This is a genomic window from Dokdonia sp. Asnod1-B02 (genome assembly GCF_045063955.1).
GTDB lineage: Bacteria > Bacteroidota > Bacteroidia > Flavobacteriales > Flavobacteriaceae > Dokdonia.
This window is the reverse complement of sequence record NZ_JBEFNW010000002.1, coordinates 2,576,480-2,593,493: the sequence shown is the minus strand read 5'-3', so window position 1 is coordinate 2,593,493 and position 17,014 is coordinate 2,576,480. Positions and strand designations below refer to the sequence as shown.

At 35.4% G+C, this 17,014-nt stretch carries 19 protein-coding genes; 3 read left to right on the top strand and 16 right to left on the bottom strand.

Going from position 1 to position 17,014, the window contains the following annotated elements:
* Window positions 1-33 precede the first annotated feature (33 nt).
* From ACJJVU_RS11765 to ACJJVU_RS11700, 14 genes are all read right to left on the bottom strand, one after another.
* Window positions 34-543, bottom strand: a complete 510-nt coding sequence (locus tag ACJJVU_RS11765; protein WP_405225641.1) for a DMP19 family protein — start codon at window positions 541-543, stop codon at window positions 34-36.
* A gap of 83 nt (window positions 544-626) precedes the next feature.
* Window positions 627-1,418, bottom strand: coding sequence for a hypothetical protein (locus ACJJVU_RS11760; protein ID WP_405225638.1), 792 nt, complete (start codon window positions 1,416-1,418; stop codon window positions 627-629).
* A gap of 66 nt (window positions 1,419-1,484) precedes the next feature.
* Window positions 1,485-3,146 (bottom strand): S41 family peptidase, encoded by a 1,662-nt coding sequence (locus ACJJVU_RS11755; RefSeq protein ID WP_405225635.1) that lies wholly within the window; start codon window positions 3,144-3,146, stop codon window positions 1,485-1,487.
* Window positions 3,147-3,226: 80 nt separating this feature from the next.
* A complete protein-coding gene (locus ACJJVU_RS11750) occupies window positions 3,227-3,904 on the bottom strand; it encodes a M23 family metallopeptidase (protein WP_405225632.1) in 678 nt (225 codons plus the stop codon).
* Between the two features lie 247 nt (window positions 3,905-4,151).
* On the bottom strand, window positions 4,152-5,009 hold the full coding sequence (locus tag ACJJVU_RS11745; RefSeq protein ID WP_405225629.1) for a hypothetical protein: 858 nt from the start codon (window positions 5,007-5,009) through the stop codon (window positions 4,152-4,154).
* A 238-nt stretch (window positions 5,010-5,247) separates the two neighbouring features.
* Window positions 5,248-6,090 carry an energy transducer TonB gene (locus tag ACJJVU_RS11740; protein WP_405225626.1) on the bottom strand — a complete coding sequence of 281 codons (843 nt, stop codon included), beginning with the start codon at window positions 6,088-6,090 and terminating at the stop codon, window positions 5,248-5,250.
* Window positions 6,091-6,094: 4 nt separating this feature from the next.
* Window positions 6,095-6,343, bottom strand: coding sequence for a hypothetical protein (locus ACJJVU_RS11735; RefSeq protein WP_405225623.1), 249 nt, complete (start codon window positions 6,341-6,343; stop codon window positions 6,095-6,097).
* 317 nt (window positions 6,344-6,660) lie between these two features.
* Entirely contained in the window at window positions 6,661-7,104 is a 444-nt protein-coding gene (locus ACJJVU_RS11730; protein ID WP_013749594.1) for a hypothetical protein, read from the bottom strand.
* A gap of 123 nt (window positions 7,105-7,227) precedes the next feature.
* Window positions 7,228-7,947, bottom strand: coding sequence for a suppressor of fused domain protein (locus ACJJVU_RS11725; RefSeq protein ID WP_405225619.1), 720 nt, complete (start codon window positions 7,945-7,947; stop codon window positions 7,228-7,230).
* Window positions 7,948-8,033: 86 nt separating this feature from the next.
* Window positions 8,034-8,306 carry a hypothetical protein gene (locus ACJJVU_RS11720; protein ID WP_405225616.1) on the bottom strand — a complete coding sequence of 91 codons (273 nt, stop codon included), beginning with the start codon at window positions 8,304-8,306 and terminating at the stop codon, window positions 8,034-8,036.
* Between the two features lie 371 nt (window positions 8,307-8,677).
* A complete protein-coding gene (locus ACJJVU_RS11715; protein ID WP_405225613.1) occupies window positions 8,678-9,949 on the bottom strand; it encodes a hypothetical protein in 1,272 nt (423 codons plus the stop codon).
* 174 nt (window positions 9,950-10,123) lie between these two features.
* Window positions 10,124-10,504 carry an abortive infection system antitoxin AbiGi family protein gene (locus tag ACJJVU_RS11710; protein ID WP_405225610.1) on the bottom strand — a complete coding sequence of 127 codons (381 nt, stop codon included), beginning with the start codon at window positions 10,502-10,504 and terminating at the stop codon, window positions 10,124-10,126.
* Window positions 10,462-10,851 (bottom strand): abortive infection system antitoxin AbiGi family protein, encoded by a 390-nt coding sequence (locus ACJJVU_RS11705; protein ID WP_405225607.1) that lies wholly within the window; start codon window positions 10,849-10,851, stop codon window positions 10,462-10,464. The genes ACJJVU_RS11710 and ACJJVU_RS11705 overlap by 43 nt, the downstream gene beginning before the upstream one ends.
* Window positions 10,852-11,095: 244 nt before the next feature.
* Entirely contained in the window at window positions 11,096-11,479 is a 384-nt protein-coding gene (locus tag ACJJVU_RS11700; RefSeq protein ID WP_405225604.1) for a VOC family protein, read from the bottom strand.
* A gap of 203 nt (window positions 11,480-11,682) precedes the next feature.
* Between ACJJVU_RS11700 and ACJJVU_RS11695 the strand changes: the two genes are divergently transcribed.
* Window positions 11,683-14,019, top strand: coding sequence for an ATP-dependent helicase (locus tag ACJJVU_RS11695; protein ID WP_298323940.1), 2,337 nt, complete (start codon window positions 11,683-11,685; stop codon window positions 14,017-14,019).
* Window positions 14,020-14,155: 136 nt separating this feature from the next.
* On the opposite strand, the gene ACJJVU_RS11690 is transcribed toward ACJJVU_RS11695, so the two are convergent.
* Window positions 14,156-15,055 carry an alpha/beta hydrolase fold domain-containing protein gene (locus ACJJVU_RS11690; protein ID WP_405225601.1) on the bottom strand — a complete coding sequence of 300 codons (900 nt, stop codon included), beginning with the start codon at window positions 15,053-15,055 and terminating at the stop codon, window positions 14,156-14,158.
* Window positions 15,056-15,160: 105 nt separating this feature from the next.
* Here ACJJVU_RS11690 and ACJJVU_RS11685 point away from each other — a divergent pair, with 105 nt between their 5' ends.
* Window positions 15,161-15,373: a DUF2945 domain-containing protein gene (locus ACJJVU_RS11685; protein WP_298323946.1), complete on the top strand. Its 213-nt coding sequence runs from the start codon at window positions 15,161-15,163 to the stop codon at window positions 15,371-15,373.
* 72 nt (window positions 15,374-15,445) lie between these two features.
* Window positions 15,446-16,063 carry an L-threonylcarbamoyladenylate synthase gene (locus tag ACJJVU_RS11680; protein WP_013749585.1) on the top strand — a complete coding sequence of 206 codons (618 nt, stop codon included), beginning with the start codon at window positions 15,446-15,448 and terminating at the stop codon, window positions 16,061-16,063.
* Between the two features lie 100 nt (window positions 16,064-16,163).
* Here ACJJVU_RS11680 and ACJJVU_RS11675 read toward each other — a convergent pair whose 3' ends face one another.
* Window positions 16,164-16,922, bottom strand: a complete 759-nt coding sequence (locus tag ACJJVU_RS11675) for a Two component regulator three Y domain protein (RefSeq protein ID WP_405225596.1) — start codon at window positions 16,920-16,922, stop codon at window positions 16,164-16,166.
* Between the last annotated feature and the right edge of the window lie 92 nt (window positions 16,923-17,014).

Below are 17,014 nucleotides of genomic sequence, written 5' to 3'. Positions count from 1 at the left end.
AAATCAGATAGTTAAATGAATAATGAGAATTAATCATCGATGAGTATCAAAATCTGCCCGGTTATCATTTACAAAATCGACTAATAAACGTTCTAAGTCATCTTCACATTTGTAAAATTGCTGGTCGCAATCTTCCCAGATATGTTCTGCTTTATTTTCTATAATAGATAATATTGCCTGCCTTTCTTTTTGCTCAAATGGCACCTTGTTTTCTGGCCATTCAAGATTGGCTTTTTTTACTAAACATGCAGTCTTGATTGCTTTGATTTTTCTTAAATAATCAGAAGTGATTTGAGCATATGCACCACTCGAGTTAAAGTAGAATTGGTTGAAACCACCATTGTTAATTTCTCGAACTAGATTCCCAATTATTAAGACAAGTTGTTGAGAAGAATTCAATTTGGATAAATCTCTGCCATAGTTGGAGATTTTATTGAGGTGCTCATCAATTTCCATGATAATTTCAAACGGTTCTTTGATTTGAATCTCATTTTGAACAATTATTGTTTTGTTCTTTTTCTTAAAGAAATTGAAAATACCCATAGTTTTATCGCTACAATTTTTTCTGACTAGCTATTTTAAATTAGACTTCATTCTTAAGTCATGCATTTAATTGTGAAGGCTTTTTACCATTCTTTCCCTTCATAAAATTCATTTTTTACGAAGTCATAATCTACAAAAAAGCCAGCTTTTAGATTTGGATGATTTTTCTTGAGAGCCGTTCGTTTATCATCTGGCATTCTCCAGTGAGCATCTAGTCTTTCTAAATTATCCATTTTTAAAATCACATGATATGATTTGTCTCTTATGGAAGCTGTAGACATGTCAAGATGTTTCAAAGATTTGAGATTACTAAACGGTATTAAACTTTCAAGGATCAAGTTTTTTGGTGCACTAAAATTTCCTCCAATGCATAATCCCGTCAATGAAGTTAAATCACCAATAACATCATAATTTTCAATACTAAAATAATTTTCAACACTCAGCCTTCTCAGTTTTTTTAATGATTTTAGAGGCGTTACATCTTTGAGTTTACTAAAAGAATTGAGAGATAAAGAGGATAGATTTTTAAGATTCGAAATACAACGTATGTCCTCTACAGTAGATGACCAAAAAAAGAGTGTTTTGAGATTTTTCATTTCGCAAATTGCCTCAAAATATTCTTGATTCACTTTATGTCTAATGGACAAGGTAGTTATGTTATCTAATGTGGGAAGTATTTGAATCCAATTCTTCTCTAGTTCCGCTCTATGCTTTTTTGATATCGTAGCTGGAAAATCCATTGCCAAAGTCGAAATATGTAGATTTTTATAATCATGAATATTGTCAGGAATCTCTTGACATGATAATTGCTCGTCATCTGCACCTTCAACATCATATATATAACAAAGCTTATTTCTGTCGAATGCGTTTTCCATAATTATTGATATCAATCTTATCTTGAATAGGAAGCTCAATTATTAAAATTACTTCATTCAAATTTCTTACTCCTCCCTAATTAATCCTATTGCTTTCTTAATAAATAGTTCACTATCATAGTGTAGCGCACTCTCTTTTATGTCATGATCTAGTCGTAAGCCTTTACGTTGCACACCTTCATCATTTGGATAGAAAGCACCCACTGCTGTAAAGTCAATTTTAGTACCGTCTATGAGTGGTACTTCATTTCTATTCATAACGGCGCCAAAGGTTTGCTCGCCTATGGTAATGCAGTTAGGTGATGCTTGGATAGCCATTCCCATCCATTCTGCCATGCTTGCTGTTGTTCTGTCTACTAGTAAAATCACTTTTCCTTTAAAGTAGTTCTTGTTTTTCTTTCCCGCTTTAAATGGATCCATGATAAAACTTGTCGCGGCATTTACTCCATAGTTGGCATAAGCAGGTTTTACAGTGGTTAACGTTTTTAAAAATGTTGTTCTCTCTGGATACAGATACTTTGCTATATCTGCAGTACTTATATTCCTCGGATAGTTACGTAGATCTATGATGACACCTTTAAAATGCTCAAAATCGCGAAAAGCTTCTTTCAGTTGGTTTTTATCAATCTTATTTAGATTTATATATCCAATCTTATCAGTTATTTCTTTCCAGTCCTTGCTTTCAGTAGGCTTTAAGCGTTCATACTTTTGGTAGGGATATGCTAAAGGGCTTAGTTGGATATACTGCTCTTTGTTCTGACCATTTGTTTTTAAAATACTGACAAGAACCGAATCTTTAGTCGAGGCTAGTAAATAGGTTTTTTCAATAGCGCGTCTTAGATAATTCTTATTTGAAGCGCTTATTACCTTAGAAAACTTGGCGTTATAATAGGTTTCAAGCTTAACGCCCTCCACGGCATAAATTACGTCGCCTTTAGTTAATGAGTCCTCTTGAAATATCTTTGTATTGTACACAGATGTAATCACTAAGGAATCATTAATGATTCTCCCGCCAAAGTTCGGGAACTTGTCTAATGAATCTAGCGTGTAGCTATATTGATAATTGGAATGTGAATCGTTGAGCTTACTAAATAAATACTCCTTAGCTTTTTCAAAACTCTCCTTTCCTTCAGCGCTAAAAGCTGGTATTAGTTTGCTAAGAGTTTGTTCCCACGGTGTATCGGCTAGGTATAAATTCACATTCCAGTAATTCATCGTATTCCAGAACGAAGCAAGAAAGAGCAATCTATGTGCATCATTAGTGTAATCAAAATCTGCTAGAGCAGCGTCATTACTTAAATCAATAGAACTGCTTAGTTTTTTGATGTCAGCATAATGATTTTTATAGTTGGCATTATTTTTTAAGTCGCTTAGTAGTTGCGATAGCTGCACACTATATCCAGACTCAAGAATCCACTTGAAATTCTGATTTTTGGCAAAAAGCTCTTGTTTAAAGTCCTCTTTTATGTCAAAACTAGAGGTCCCATAACTTTCTATCCAAGTAATCATTTCCTTTTCAAAAGCTTCCCTTGTGTCTATGGACGCTAGTTTTTGATACTCTTTAATAAATTCTTCATTGATATTATGGGCGCCGTTACTTATATCTGGGTGGTAATATTTTAGTAAGCCCCAGATTTTAATAAAATGCTCCTCTTTTTCATGTTCCTCTATTTGACTAAATGAACTGGTAAGATGTAAGCAGAGTAGGAGTACTAAAATTTGTTTCATGAAGGTATTAATTGTTTCAGGCACGCTTTCGCGAAAGCGTAATTACTCAAACCGTATTAAGTAAATGGGTAGACATTTTTCTATTCATTGTAATTTCTCACTACATCACCTTTTTTTAATGTACTTGCATCTATTGCATTGTCAAATGTATACTCGGTAGATATGAGGCCATTAGTTGCAGATGGAATTTTAACGTTAAAATGCAGATGCTCAACGGTGGTAAAACCCGTCATTCCGCTAATCGCGATGGGTTGCCCTTTCTCCACATAATCACCAAGCTCAACTATGGCTCCATCATAATTTAAGTGTACATATTGAGCGTACAAACCGCTGTCAGGATGGTAAACGGTTAGGAAATTACTTCTATCATTGTCCCTCCATTGCTGGCTTGTGCCATGATCTTTGTATTCCTCAATCAAGCCTACCACATATCCATCATCTACACTTACGATGGTATCTCCTATGCTGAGATCAAAATCAATTGCATATCTACTATAGACTGTGTTATGAGAAAACCTTGCTTTAAATCCCTGTATGATTTTGTATTGTTTGCCTTTTGGAAATGGTAATCCTATGCTGCTTTTATTGATTTTACGCTGTAAATCTCCATATTTAATGCTGTATTTTGGTGTTACAGTAGATTGTACATCTGGATAATGAATCTTAATGATGGTGTCTTGCAGTTTACTTAGGGTTACCTGCCCGAAAAGAGTTGCTAGGTCAGGATTCGCAGGATCTTCAACAAGTCTGACGTTCATGGGACACATAAGAGGGTTCTTTAAATGAAAAGATATAGTGTCATTCTCATATACGTTATTAAAGTTATATTGAAACGCATAGTATTTTTCCTTTGGGAAATTGTTAAGGCTTTTACAAGCTGCAAGGCAAACGATGGACAGTAAGAGGATAAGTTTTTTCAATGTTTTTTTAATATTAAACGTGGAGCAGGTATTGTTTTTTAATGCCTAAAAGTAAACGGTGTTTTAAATAGTGCTAGACTACATTTTATTTTACATCGATGTATTCCTTCTTTTCATGTAATAGTGTAAAACCACCATTTCCATATTCAAACTCTCCTTTGAATACGTAGGCTGAATCAATCTGACAACAGTATGAGAAATCTGTTCCATAACTGTATGTGAGTTTTTTTGTATCCTCATTGTACGTTAAATACTGTTCTACATCTATAAAGTGTTCTTGAGAAAATGATAATTTTTTACTAGGTGTATTATTCTTTATTTCATTGTACTTGGGATGTGTGAAATTAAATGTATGATAATTTATTTCTTCCTCTTTGAACGAGGCCAAAGTGGCAGATGTAGTTGTTACGCTATAAAAAGATGCAGGTCTGTCAAAACTTTTATCTACTATCAAATAGTTCCCATCTGGCATTGAATAGATATGTTCAATATTTCTAAAATCAAGATTACCTATTCTTTTTCCATTTGAAAAAACAAGTTCTGATTTCCAAAAAGGGGTACAGTAAGCACCGCACAATTCTCCGCCTACAACGAGTATCTTAAACAATCCATCAGGTGCATAGTAGACACCGCCTGTGTTCAAGATACCTTTGCCATCGTCACTATTAAACAGAAGGTTTTTAATTTTTGAATTAGGGAGATTCATATTGATCGTATCCAGCATTGAAAAAGCTGTTTTTCTCCAAAAAAGATCTAAGTCTAAAGAGTCCTTGTGTACTAGTTGAGCATTTGAGCCTACGCCTTCAATAGGATAATCTACAAAACCAGTGTTTTTAATTTTTACAGAATCGGCCTTTGTGTGCGTAAATTTTTCACTCTTTCCCTCTTGGTTTTTACAACCCAAAAGAAGAATTATTGCTAGGAGCGTTATGGTTGTTTTCAAATTTTTTAATGGTTTGGTAGATGGATTAGTATAAGAATAGCATCACTTTAAACAATACTAACTTTTCAGATTAAACTCAACTCTAATTCCTTCACTTCAATTTTTTACTTGCTCTATATGTTCATATTCAGAGGATAGTTGTATTCCGTATATCATCTTCATATACCAAATAAGAAGCAATTCATTTTCAATTCGTTTTTTGTCTACACTCTTAATATATTGTAACCACAATGCATTATCAATGCTTAAAAGTAAGCGGTATTTGAAATTTTGTTTTGACACCCTTACCATTCCGGGTTGCTGGATTCCACTTAGGTAATTTTTCAAGTCGGCGGATTGCTTTTTTTTCAAAATTTAAACTAGTACTATTTAGAGGCTCAAAATCAGTCAATTTTCCATTTTCATCTACTACAAAACTGATGGTGATTTTTTTGTCTATTCCTAGTAATTGGGCAAAACTTGGGTATTTAAAATTTTTAGCAATCTGTTTGTAAAAAGACTGTAGCCCTGATTTTGGGTATGCCTTTGTATCCGTTTTGATATAAATAGTATCATTTCTTGATTCTCTTACAATGAAGCCCTCAATTTCTAAAGAATCTTTATAAATTCTAACGATCTTTTCATTCTTCTTCTCGGAGTCACATTTAAAAGTTCCAGTGCCATTGGTTAGAAAAGGTTTTTGATTATTCCAGAGCTGTATTTGCTTTGTTTGTTCTCCTACAAGAAATTGTTCAGACATTTTATGTCCATCTTTATTGTAATAGGTTACGGTTCCCTCTCTGTTTTCTGTTTTTAGTTTGGGATTTCTATCATATTGATTTGTTGTATTAAAATAAATGAATTCCTCAAGGTTATAGAGGTTTGTAAATCCGTAAAATTTCCCTGTTCTAAAGAGGCCGTACTTGTTATAGTCCTTTATTTCAATAATACTATCTGTAGTTATGTATTCTCTTTTGTTAGTGCTTTTTGGATCGTCAGTTCTATAGTGAAACACTCTATCAAAATGAACAGTTTCTTGACTGTAGCTTTTATTTATAGTTGCTACTAGGAGGAGGATAACGATTAGGATATTGTTTTTCATATGTTTATTTCATTGATTCTTTTAACCATTCTTCAAAAGCTGATTTATTTTTTAAATGAGTTTCTGATAAATCTGGATTGTCCAAGTCTAATACATGTAGAGGATAATCAGCTTCACTAAATTTCCTAATAGACGCTATTGTATTATTCCAAGAATTATTCGTCCAAGGTTTGTCACCGCCAAAGTACCATTTTGGGAGTGTGATTGAATTATTAATGATTGATGTTTTTATTCTATACCCTTTTAAATACATTAATTACAATTTCTTATTATTTCACACAATGGTCTCCTTTAAGAATAGCATCACTTTAAACAATACTATCATTCCAGATTAAACCCAACCCAAATGCTCAAATTTCAATACGAATACTATGCTCTAGTTTGTAATTCTGCTTTTATGCTTTTGTATTTTTTATCCAAAAATATAATCCCTAATACTATTGCGATAGTAATTAGTGAGAAGGAAGAATCAATTCCATCATCATTCATGATCCAATTGTAAACAAAAAATACAGCGGCAATTATGGTAAGTGTAGATAACACTTGCATGATTATTTAGTGCTATTGAGTTTAGTTTTTATCTAATTCTAAGTAATAGAGTTTTGCTGCTTCTTGAATTTCATTATCTAAGTTATCATCAAGAGCGTATGAATATAATACCCATTTGTCATTTGGTTTGTAAAATTTGAATATAAACCTAAGGGGCTGTCTATCGTATTTTACTAGGTATGAATATAATTCAAAGCTCTCAGCAAATTTCTTTGTAGTTATGATTTCATATCCATAGTACTTACCCATGTAGCTTTCAGAAAACCCATTCACAGTACCAATAATTTTATCGATATCATCTTTTATTCTATCAGTCCATTTGTTTGTCTCATATAATTCTTTTACAGCTTTACCAGCGTCTTTTTCATATGTTTCAAAAAAGGTGTCAATTAAATCTTGTGGACTAGATTGAGCATATGAGTTTCCAGATATTGTGATTAGTAATAGAAGTAATAATTTTTTCATTTATTTAGTTTTTAATGGTTATTAAGAGTGCTTTACATAGAGGTTGACTTATAAAAAGACCAAACCGTTTCATGTTAAACACAAGTCATATTTTTAAGTTCATTGATTTAAAAGTTATCCTCCCTAAAATAACCCAAAAAGCTTTTTTCTTTTGGCAGTATTAGGCCTGTTTAATTCTAATATATCTGTTACGGCGTGCTTGTCAAAGCCATCAAAAAGAGCTTCTACGCCTTTTTTAATCTTTACATTAACTTCTTCGCTATAGAGAGGAATTAATGAATAAAAGTCAATGGTTTTGTTTGCCAACTTTAGAGAATGGAAATCCTCGTTAAATACGATTGTAGGTAAGAGTACCATGGTGTTAAGCTGTGTGTTTGGAGCAAAAGGCTCGGCGGGGTTGCCATTGGGAATGGTGTGCCCGTAACCAACCCAAGTGTTGTATTCGTGAGGGAATCTAGCTATTTGTTTTAACCATCTAATAGGCCAGTAGTTGTTTTCATCCTTAAAGTCTTCTTCAGAGATTTTCCAGGATGCCGGTAGACAAATACTTATTTCTGCGTAATCGCAATCTATTACATCCTCTGGTGTATTCATTGCCTTATCACTCATGCCAGAAGTAACGAATGTATGAAATGGTCTTTCTTCTCTAGGCTTTACCCAGTGTACATCAATGTGAACTTGATCTGATATAAGCTCATGAAACACCATATGAATCTCTCCAATATGTTTTTCTATATGATCCGATATATCATCTATATGATCTCCTCCAGTTGCTAACTCAAAATCATTTCTATTGGACGCTGTATAGCGATAAATAGGCGCAGCTGATTCAGGTTTTTCCATGTTTTTTAAGGTTGTTTAGATTCAGTTCTTTGCTGCCATTAGTTGCTTTTCAGCATTTGTTTACATTGGGAAAAATTATTTAAGAATTACCAACTAGATAATTTGCAGTATAAATCATCTAATTTACGTGAGTCTAAAATATATTGACTTGCTGTTTTTGGTAAATTAAATTCATCAATTGTTTCTGAAATAGCTTTTGTATTCCAAGAACAAGGTTTATCGTGTTCAATTAATTTTCCACCTAAGTCTTCAATTGAATTAAGAATTTTTAAACCTAGTTGTTTTGTGGTGACATTTTCTGCCTTTTTATTCTTTCTCAACCACAAGATAAGTTCGTCTGCACCTATTTTTATTTCCATATTTTAAATTATTAGTTTTTAGAATAATTGGTTTTGAGTTTGTGAGTAATTAAATAACTGAAAAAATTGCCATAACAACACTTAGTATGATCCCAATCGCGATAACCCAGACAATTGTAGAGGTATTAGCTCTAGTTTTTTCTGAGGATATTCTTATTTGCCAGCTAGTGTAAAGTAGTTCCATTTGAATGTCACGATCAGTGTAATCAGCTCTGTCGGCATTGAATTTTTGCTGCATTTTTAAATTTTACCATCTATTTTGTTTTTGGGAAATCGTCAAATTTAAAAATTTGGCGACTTCCTGAAAATGCCTAAGCCTTAGTGTTGAATCTACTCGAGCTACTTTCGATATTCACCGTTACTTTCCGTATTTAATTCTGAGATGCATTTGCAATTATCACTTTGTCTGCTAAATATTTTATCAAAGGCATTTCGTCCTCTATCAGTTTTGTGCCTTGTTTAGAATAAGGTATGTATCTATCATTTCTTTCGTGTCGGTCAGAAGAATGTACTAAAGCATTTCTTATTGCTTTTATTGTTTTCGCTACGTTACCGTAAACGTGTCCGGTATTTAATGCGGTAGAAGCTATAGAAATTCCAAATACTTCTCTTTTAGAAGTATAAATACTCTTACCCATATGAGTTTCAAAATCTTTAATAAAATTAATTAATTCATCTTCTTGAATATATTTTTTTAGTACGTTCTTCAACATCTCTGTTTCATCATTTACTCTTTTGTGAGTAGTTACGTCCTTTATAATTTTATCAAGATTACTCGACTCTGTATTAAATTTTAAGTCATTAATACGCCGTGAAAGATTATAATATAATTGTTCATCAGCTACTACTAAAAAGTGAAATTCTAACACTTGATAAAATGCTAAATATTTTAGTGAAGGTATATCGGTACTTGTAGCTTGTTTATGAAATTTTATTAAAGTAGAATTTAACTTTAACTTAGGTATTGGCAAAGTATTTCCTGTTAGTTGTTCTTCAAAAAAGAAGTTGCGACTAGTTTTTTCGTCTTTATTTCGAATTGGCCAATTCTCAATTAACTCCATTGGTATTTCCTTTAATGAGGAAATTGAGAATAAGCACCTGTCTATAAGATCTGTAGATTTATTTATTGATTCTTCAATATTTTTTGCCTTGATATTATGTACCTTAATAGTCTTTGGTCGATATAAATTGTCATATAACTCTTCATATTTATCATCTTCTCCATTTTCCCCTACTGAACCACTCCAATTAAACCTAGGAAGACATAGTTGAAGATATTGCTCTTGAAATCTAAAAAAGTTTAGATAGTCATCACTTGCTGGGCTAATTTCTAAATACGTTTCATCATTTTCACTATCCCCAAAAACAAAATCTTTTCTCCTAAAAAATCTATTTTTAAAGCTTAAATCATTAATAATTTGTTCTCTGTATTCTTTATCTAAAACGCTACACTCAGATGCTTTTGTATTGTATTTTTTATTTTGATTTAGATAGTTTTTATAGTTTTCAATATCTTTTTTACTAACCTTTAATCTACCATCTTCCTTACTAAAATATAATGTATCTAAAGTTTCATTATCTAACTTTAGTCCAGCCTTTATATAATTTTCTTTTAATAAATCTTTAGCATTTTGTATTGTCATTATTTAGTTTTTATGGTATTTAACGGTTTTGTAAGTAAAAAGTAGATTAGTCGTAAAAGTTACTCTACAGGTAAAGTTCAAGCAGTATTTGAAATTTAAGCTGTACTGATAGATACATAAAAATTTTTGGCGAATCCGGACATAGTCAATTTTTTTATGTTAAAGGATAATTTTTTAGAAGTCATTTATTATTCTCTCACAAGATAAAATTCTTGTAGTTAATCTATCAACTTCGTCCATGGTGTAATTCTTTCCTTTTACACTCTTAATGTGATTTATAATTTCATTTATTTCTGATTCTTCCTTCACTATTATATATAAAATTTGATTAGCGTTGAAATAAAGTCTTTCATTAACAAGTTTTGCATTTTCTGCTTTCTTTTTCTCTGTTGTATCATAGTTTTGAGCTAATAGCCAATCTTTAAAATTTTTATTGCCCCTCATTTTTGGAGTGTACCGCCATTCTCTTTCATCTGCAAAGCGATAATTATGTATAGTTTTACCTTTACGGGTTAATTCACCTTCATATATCTTAAAATATTTGTTAAATCCCACCTCTTCTCAACATCAAATGAATCTTGTTTTGCAAATTCTCTTATTGAGGAAATCAAACTATCGGAGAAATCAGATTTAGCGGTGAGATATAGTAATGGATTCAAACCTTTTTCATGAGCCCATTCTTTACTTAAGCCTATACCGTATGATCCATATTTTTCAATATGGTCAGTTATTTCAGAAATTTTTATATCACAAAAAGAAACCATCGGAATAGCTATTTCTAAATTTCTTTTATTGTGATTAATATTTTCTAAACAGTATTTTATTTTAAAATTGTCTCTCAAAATACCTTTTAATCCAGTTTTCGATGTAAAGTGGAATAGTGTTGAAGGTGATAGTCCCATTGCTTATTTTTCTTGCGTGCGACCCCATTTCTATATGAAAAGCCACCATTCAAACCACCTAACCCCAGCAAAACCCAGCAGCCAGATGATCTATATTATTAATTCTTGATATTTAAAAAGTAAAATCACTCATTTACTTTCTAAAAAGCTAATCTACAACCTCAAACCCATACTTCTTTACGACTTTCCTCATTTTGGGCAAAAAAATGTAAAATAGTTAGTTTCAGCACTATAAATCTAGATGCTATGCATCGTCATTTACTTCTATCCAGTAACCATCTGGATCCTGGAAGTACACTTGCTGTATCCCGTCATTGCGCACATAATCTTTTGTGGGCGTTCCTCGCCAGTCGGCGTAGTCTATGTTGAGACTTTTAAGGTGTGTGATAAAGGAAGCAAGGTCTGCGGTGGCTAGTGCGAGGTGTACTGCTTTGTTTGTGATTACGGTTTCGCCTGGTCTTGGGATGAGGTGCAGTTGCTTGCCATCACCTAGGGCGAGCCAGCGAGTAGGGGAGACAGAGGCGGTATTTTCTATTTCGGTAACCCCAAATACCTTTTGGTAAAAAGCAATGGAGACGGCTACGTCTTGTACAGAAATAGCAACGTGATTTATAAAGAAAGTGCTCATGATTATTGGTTTTATAGGCTAAATATCTTCATTTTTAATGAAATACGCTGCTCCTCGCTAGCAATAGTTATCATGGAACGCGGGAGGTGTGAGGTGTCAAATTTTCGCGAAAGCGTGCCTATTGTTATTGTTTACAAAAGAGCTATAAAATCATGGATTGTGGTTTTAATTCTTGTGATCAATCCGTACTTTGTACCCCTGCTATGGATTCAAAATTAGAAGTATATATTGAGGGCTTAAACGAGGCCCAACGCGCTCCCACACTACATAAAGAGGGAGCATTAATTGTAATTGCAGGTGCGGGATCTGGTAAAACGCGTGTGCTTACCTTACGTATTGCTTACCTCATGTCACAGGGAGTAGACGCCTTTAACATCTTATCACTCACCTTTACAAATAAGGCGGCACGTGAGATGAAAAAGCGTATCTCGGATATTGTGGGTAGCTCTGAGGCAAAGAATTTATGGATGGGAACCTTTCACTCCATTTTTGCCAAAATCTTGCGTATTGAGGCAGATAAGCTAGGGTACCCGTCTAACTTTACGATTTATGATACCCAAGACTCCCAGCGTTTAATAAGCGCGATTATCAAGGAGCTGCAGCTGGATAAGGATATCTATAAGTACAAGCAGATTCAAAACCGTATTTCTTCTTTTAAAAACAGCTTGATTACGGTACGTGCGTATCAAAATGATCCTGAGCTGGTAGAGGCAGATGCGATGGCAAAACGCCCGCGCATGGGTGAGATTTATGCAGAGTATGTAGATCGCTGTTTTAAGGCAGGGGCGATGGACTTTGATGATTTACTACTACGCACAAACGAGTTGCTTAACCGTTTTCCAGAGGTGCTTAACAAATACCAAAATCGTTTTAAGTACATACTAGTAGATGAGTACCAAGATACTAACCATAGCCAGTACCTTATTGTAAAGGCGCTGTCTGATAAGTTTCAGAATATCTGTGTGGTGGGAGATGACTCGCAGAGTATCTACGCCTTCCGTGGGGCAAACATTAATAACATTTTGAACTTCCAGAAGGATTATGAGAATGTAGCAATGTACCGCCTAGAACAGAATTATCGCTCCTCAAAAGTGATTGTGGAGGCAGCAAACAGTGTGATAGAAAAAAACAAAACCAGACTGGATAAAACGGTCTGGACCGCAAACCCAGATGGTGGTGAGATTATCGTGCACCGCTCTCCTACAGATGGGGAGGAGGGACGCTATGTGGCGAGTTCTATTTTTGAAAATAGAATGAATCACCAACTGATGAATGGGGATTTTGCGATTTTATATAGAACAAACGCGCAGTCACGTGCGATGGAGGATGCCTTGCGTAAGCGAGATATCCCATACCGTATTTATGGAGGGTTATCCTTCTATCAACGTAAGGAGATTAAGGATGTGCTGGGATACCTGCGCGTGCTTATCAACCCAAAAGATGAGGAAGCACTTAAACGTGTGATTAACTATCCTGCAAGAGGAATAGGCGGTACGACCATAGATAAGCTTACGGTGGCTGCAAAGCACTACGGGCGTTCTATGTTTGAGGTGATGGATAAAATAGAGCAGCTAGGTCCCTCGATGAATATAAATCGCGGTACACAGACTAAGCTTAAGAATTTTGTCACGATGATCAAGAGTTTCCAGATTCTTAATGAGCAAAGTGATGCCTTTACCGTGGCAGAAACGGTTGCAAAGAAAACGGGACTCTTACAAGAACTTAAAAAGGATGGAACTCCAGAGGGCGTTGCTCGTATAGAAAATATAGAGGAGCTGCTCAATGGTATGCGCGACTTTGTAGAGGAGCAAAGGGAGCTGGCAGATACTACAGGATCGCTGGCAGAGTTTCTAGAAGATGTGGCACTTGCCACAAGTATGGATAATGATACGGGTGATGATGACCGCGTGGCGTTAATGACCATCCACCTAGCAAAGGGACTTGAGTTTCCATTTGTATACATCGTGGGTATGGAGGAAGATCTCTTTCCTTCTGGTATGAGTATGAGCACGCGTAGTGAGCTAGAGGAGGAGCGCCGCTTGTTTTATGTGGCACTTACAAGGGCAGAGAAGCAGGCATACCTTACCTATACAGAGTCTAGATATCGCTGGGGTAAACTGGTAGATGCAGAGCCTAGCCGTTTTATAGAGGAAATAGATGATAAGTATCTGGACTACCAGACGCCTATGATGAGAAACCGCTATAAGTCACTCATGGATATAGATGAGTATGGGGAGGTAGATAAAAGTAAATTACGTTTAAAGAAACCAGTGAGCGGTACACCACCTAGAGTGGGTAATCCATCGCAAGACCAGCTACGCAAGTTGCGCAAGATAAGACCTACTAGCGGTGATGAGCCTGTCTCTTCACTCGCAGGAGCACTAGAAGCGGGCACGGTGGTAAAGCATATCCGTTTTGGGAAAGGGATTGTGGTAGGACTAGAAGGGAAAGGCCAAGATCAAAAAGCAGAAATAAATTTTGAAAACGGTGGTCTCAAAAAGTTGTTACTACGTTTTGCCAAACTTGAAATCGTAAGCTAGTACGCACACAAGCTGATATAAAACACAAATGCTGACGTCCATTAGATGTCAGCATTTTTTTATGGTAATATGTACGCTTTCGCGAAAGCTATACAGGAACACCTTCTATGTCGTCATATTGTTTAAGGCGATGTATTTAATCTTCTATAGGTAAGTAGAGGTCGATGTATGCGCCTATTTTCTGCTGTACATCGAGGTAGCTCGTTGCGTCCCAATCTCCATGACCACCTTCATAAATGGTAAATATATGCGGAACACTAGCATTAGAAAGCGCCGTATCTAGTCGCTGACCATTAGTAAGCGGCACCAGCGGATCTTGATCTCCGTAAAACTGTAGGGTAGGACTAGCACTTGCTGTGACTACTTTGGCAGGGCTTAACAGTTCGCTGTAATTTGCATCCTCAGGATAGGCAGTTTCATCAGTAAGTGCGGCGATGTAGATTTCAAAACCAGGGCCGTCTGCATAAAAGGGATCTGTAAAATCTGCTGGGCCTACAATGTTGGCTACAAATTTTACTTGGTCGTCCACATCATAGGTGTAGTCATACATCATCGCAATATGTGCGCCAGCACTAAGTCCTATAAAAGCATACTCGTTATTAAATTGCAACTCGCTACTCGTATCATTAAGCTGATTGATCACCGCCTGCACATCCAGAAACTGATTAGGAAATGCCGGTATCGCTGGAGGATCTGCCAGAATGTAATTCATATTTACCACGCCATAATCTGGATGTTGTGATTGCACCAGGTTTATAAAAGCAGAAACATTTTCCTTGTCTCCTTCTGTCCAGCCACCACCGTGTATGAGGATAATCATCTTTGTTTTGGCAGCACTACGTCCTGCAGGTAAATAGATATCATACACCTGCGCAGGATCATTACCGTAGGGAACATCTAGTAGGGTAAGCGCCTCAAGAGCAACAGCTTCTTCCATCTCCGTATCAGGAGTAATGACATCTGTGGTAGTCTCGTCACTATCTGAGCAGCTCCAGCTCATTGCAGCCAGTAAGCAGAGGATATATAGTAGTTTCATTAAGATAATTTTAAGGTATAACGCACAGATTTTACTTTTATGTTAAGGTTGCGTTACTTTCTGCGAGATATTTTAAGCTTATAAGTAACTTTAAATAAAAAAGTTATGATCAAGGAAGGAACAAAAGTACAGTGGAAGTGGGGTAACGGTACCGCAGAAGGAAAAGTAACCGAAACTTTTACAGAGAAAGTGACCCGTACTATCAAAGGCAATGAAGTCACTCGTAATGGTGAGTCTGGTAACAAGGCGTTATACATCGAGCAAGAAGATGGTGATAAAGTACTCAAACTTGAGGACGAAGTAGAGCGCGTAGATTAGGGAAGTTACGCTTTCGCGAAAGCGTGATTCTCATATTAATTGTTACTCGTACATTCACAAAAAATTACAGCCATGTCAAAGTTTATAAAACTCTACGAAGAAAATCCAAACCCCAGGGACTTACAGGAAATCGTAAAAATCCTAAAAAACGGCGGACTCATCATTTATCCAAGTGATACAGTGTATGCGTTAGGCTGCGATATTACAAATACAAAAGCGCTAGAACGCGTTGCACAGATAAAAGGAGTAAAGCTAGCTAAGGCTAACTTCTCCTTTGTATGCGAGGATCTAAGTAATCTCTCAGATTATGTGAAGCAAATAGATACGCAGACGTTTAAAATACTCAAAAGAGCACTGCCGGGACCTTATACGTTTATATTGCCAGGTAATAATAACTTGCCTAGTGTTTTTAAAAAGAAAAAGGAAGTAGGAATACGTGTACCAGATAACGAGATTACAAGAGCCATCGTAAGAGCACTGGGTAATCCTATTATCTCTACGTCAATCTATGATGAAGATGAGGTGATAGAATACACCACAGATCCAGAACTTATCTTTGAGAAATGGCAAAACCGTGTTGACGTAATAGTTGATGGTGGTTATGGAGGCAATATTCCTTCTACCGTAATCGATCTTACGGGTGATGAGCCTATTCTTATAAGAGAAGGAAAAGGAAGTCCAGAATTATAAAACAGATACCTATTAAAAAACCTCTCCAAAAGGAGAGGCTCTTAACTAAATCTAATTAAAGATTTGGGGTACTTACTAATCTAACCTAAAGACTAGTAAATTATTCGCCAGCCGCAAGTAGGGTAGCCGTTTCTGTAAAGTTGTTGTTATTGTACGTAAGCTCATCTAAATTAAGAGCATTAAGCTTTGTAGGAAACTCACCAGTGAAGTTATTGTCAAAAAGGTTAAGCTTCTTTAATTGTGGTAACGCTGCAAGACCGTTAGGTAGTTTACCAGTAAAGTTATTACTACTTAATTGTAAGTCTGTAAGTTTTTCTAATGAAGTGATTGCTACAGGAAGCTTTCCTCTAAAGTCATTATTTGCAAGACTAAGTCTTTTCAAGTTTTTCAATCCAGCTACATCGTTCTGTAATTCTCCACTTAAGTTATTAAAGAAAAGATCTAGATACTCTAGACTTCTCATCGCAAGAATCTCGCTAGGAATGTTCCCTTCAAGTTTGTTTAAAGATAAGTTGATTGTTTTAAGACCTTTGATAGCTCCTAAAGAAGCTGGTATTGCTCCGTGTAAATCATTTTTCTGAAGATTTAATATTTTAAGCCCTGTAAGGTTCCCAATGCTCGCTGGGATTGTACCCGTAAGATTGTTGTCCTTAAGACTTACCGCAAATACTTGATCTCTAAAGATAGTAACACCCATCCAGTTTTCTGGAGTTTGAGAAAGATCCCAAGAGTTTGTCCACTCATTTCCGTTAGTGCTATTGTATAAGTCTACAAGAGCTTGCTTTTCCTTTGGAGAGATTCCTGCAACAAGTATTGATGAGCAGAAAAGAGCTAAGATAACAAGAGTAAAATTCTTCATAATGGGGCGGTTTTAATTTACTATACATACGAAAGTATTGTGAAAACCTCTATGAACCGCACATTTAAGACGATAATCGACCAAGTACACTA

Bases quoted from the DNA above. Each gene is read 5' to 3' on its own strand.
- ACJJVU_RS11750 (WP_405225632.1), bottom strand. From the start codon at position 3,904: ATGAACGTCAGACTTGTTGAAGATCCTGCGAATCCTGACCTAGCAACT.
- ACJJVU_RS11725 (WP_405225619.1), bottom strand. From the start codon at position 7,947: ATGGAAAAACCTGAATCAGCTGCGCCTATTTATCGCTATACAGCGTCC.
- ACJJVU_RS11760 (WP_405225638.1), bottom strand. From the start codon at position 1,418: ATGGAAAACGCATTCGACAGAAATAAGCTTTGTTATATATATGATGTT.
- ACJJVU_RS11730 (WP_013749594.1), bottom strand. From the start codon at position 7,104: ATGAAAAAATTATTACTTCTATTACTAATCACAATATCTGGAAACTCA.
- ACJJVU_RS11735 (WP_405225623.1), bottom strand. From the start codon at position 6,343: ATGTATTTAAAAGGGTATAGAATAAAAACATCAATCATTAATAATTCA.
- ACJJVU_RS11715 (WP_405225613.1), bottom strand. From the start codon at position 9,949: ATGACAATACAAAATGCTAAAGATTTATTAAAAGAAAATTATATAAAG.
- ACJJVU_RS11700 (WP_405225604.1), bottom strand. From the start codon at position 11,479: ATGAGCACTTTCTTTATAAATCACGTTGCTATTTCTGTACAAGACGTA.
- ACJJVU_RS11675 (WP_405225596.1), bottom strand. From the start codon at position 16,922: ATGAAGAATTTTACTCTTGTTATCTTAGCTCTTTTCTGCTCATCAATA.
- ACJJVU_RS11695 (WP_298323940.1), top strand. From the start codon at position 11,683: ATGGATTCAAAATTAGAAGTATATATTGAGGGCTTAAACGAGGCCCAA.
- ACJJVU_RS11765 (WP_405225641.1), bottom strand. From the start codon at position 543: ATGGGTATTTTCAATTTCTTTAAGAAAAAGAACAAAACAATAATTGTT.
- ACJJVU_RS11690 (WP_405225601.1), bottom strand. From the start codon at position 15,055: ATGAAACTACTATATATCCTCTGCTTACTGGCTGCAATGAGCTGGAGC.
- ACJJVU_RS11740 (WP_405225626.1), bottom strand. From the start codon at position 6,090: ATGAAAAACAATATCCTAATCGTTATCCTCCTCCTAGTAGCAACTATA.
- ACJJVU_RS11680 (WP_013749585.1), top strand. From the start codon at position 15,446: ATGTCAAAGTTTATAAAACTCTACGAAGAAAATCCAAACCCCAGGGAC.
- ACJJVU_RS11720 (WP_405225616.1), bottom strand. From the start codon at position 8,306: ATGGAAATAAAAATAGGTGCAGACGAACTTATCTTGTGGTTGAGAAAG.
- ACJJVU_RS11705 (WP_405225607.1), bottom strand. From the start codon at position 10,851: ATGGGACTATCACCTTCAACACTATTCCACTTTACATCGAAAACTGGA.
- ACJJVU_RS11755 (WP_405225635.1), bottom strand. From the start codon at position 3,146: ATGAAACAAATTTTAGTACTCCTACTCTGCTTACATCTTACCAGTTCA.
- ACJJVU_RS11685 (WP_298323946.1), top strand. From the start codon at position 15,161: ATGATCAAGGAAGGAACAAAAGTACAGTGGAAGTGGGGTAACGGTACC.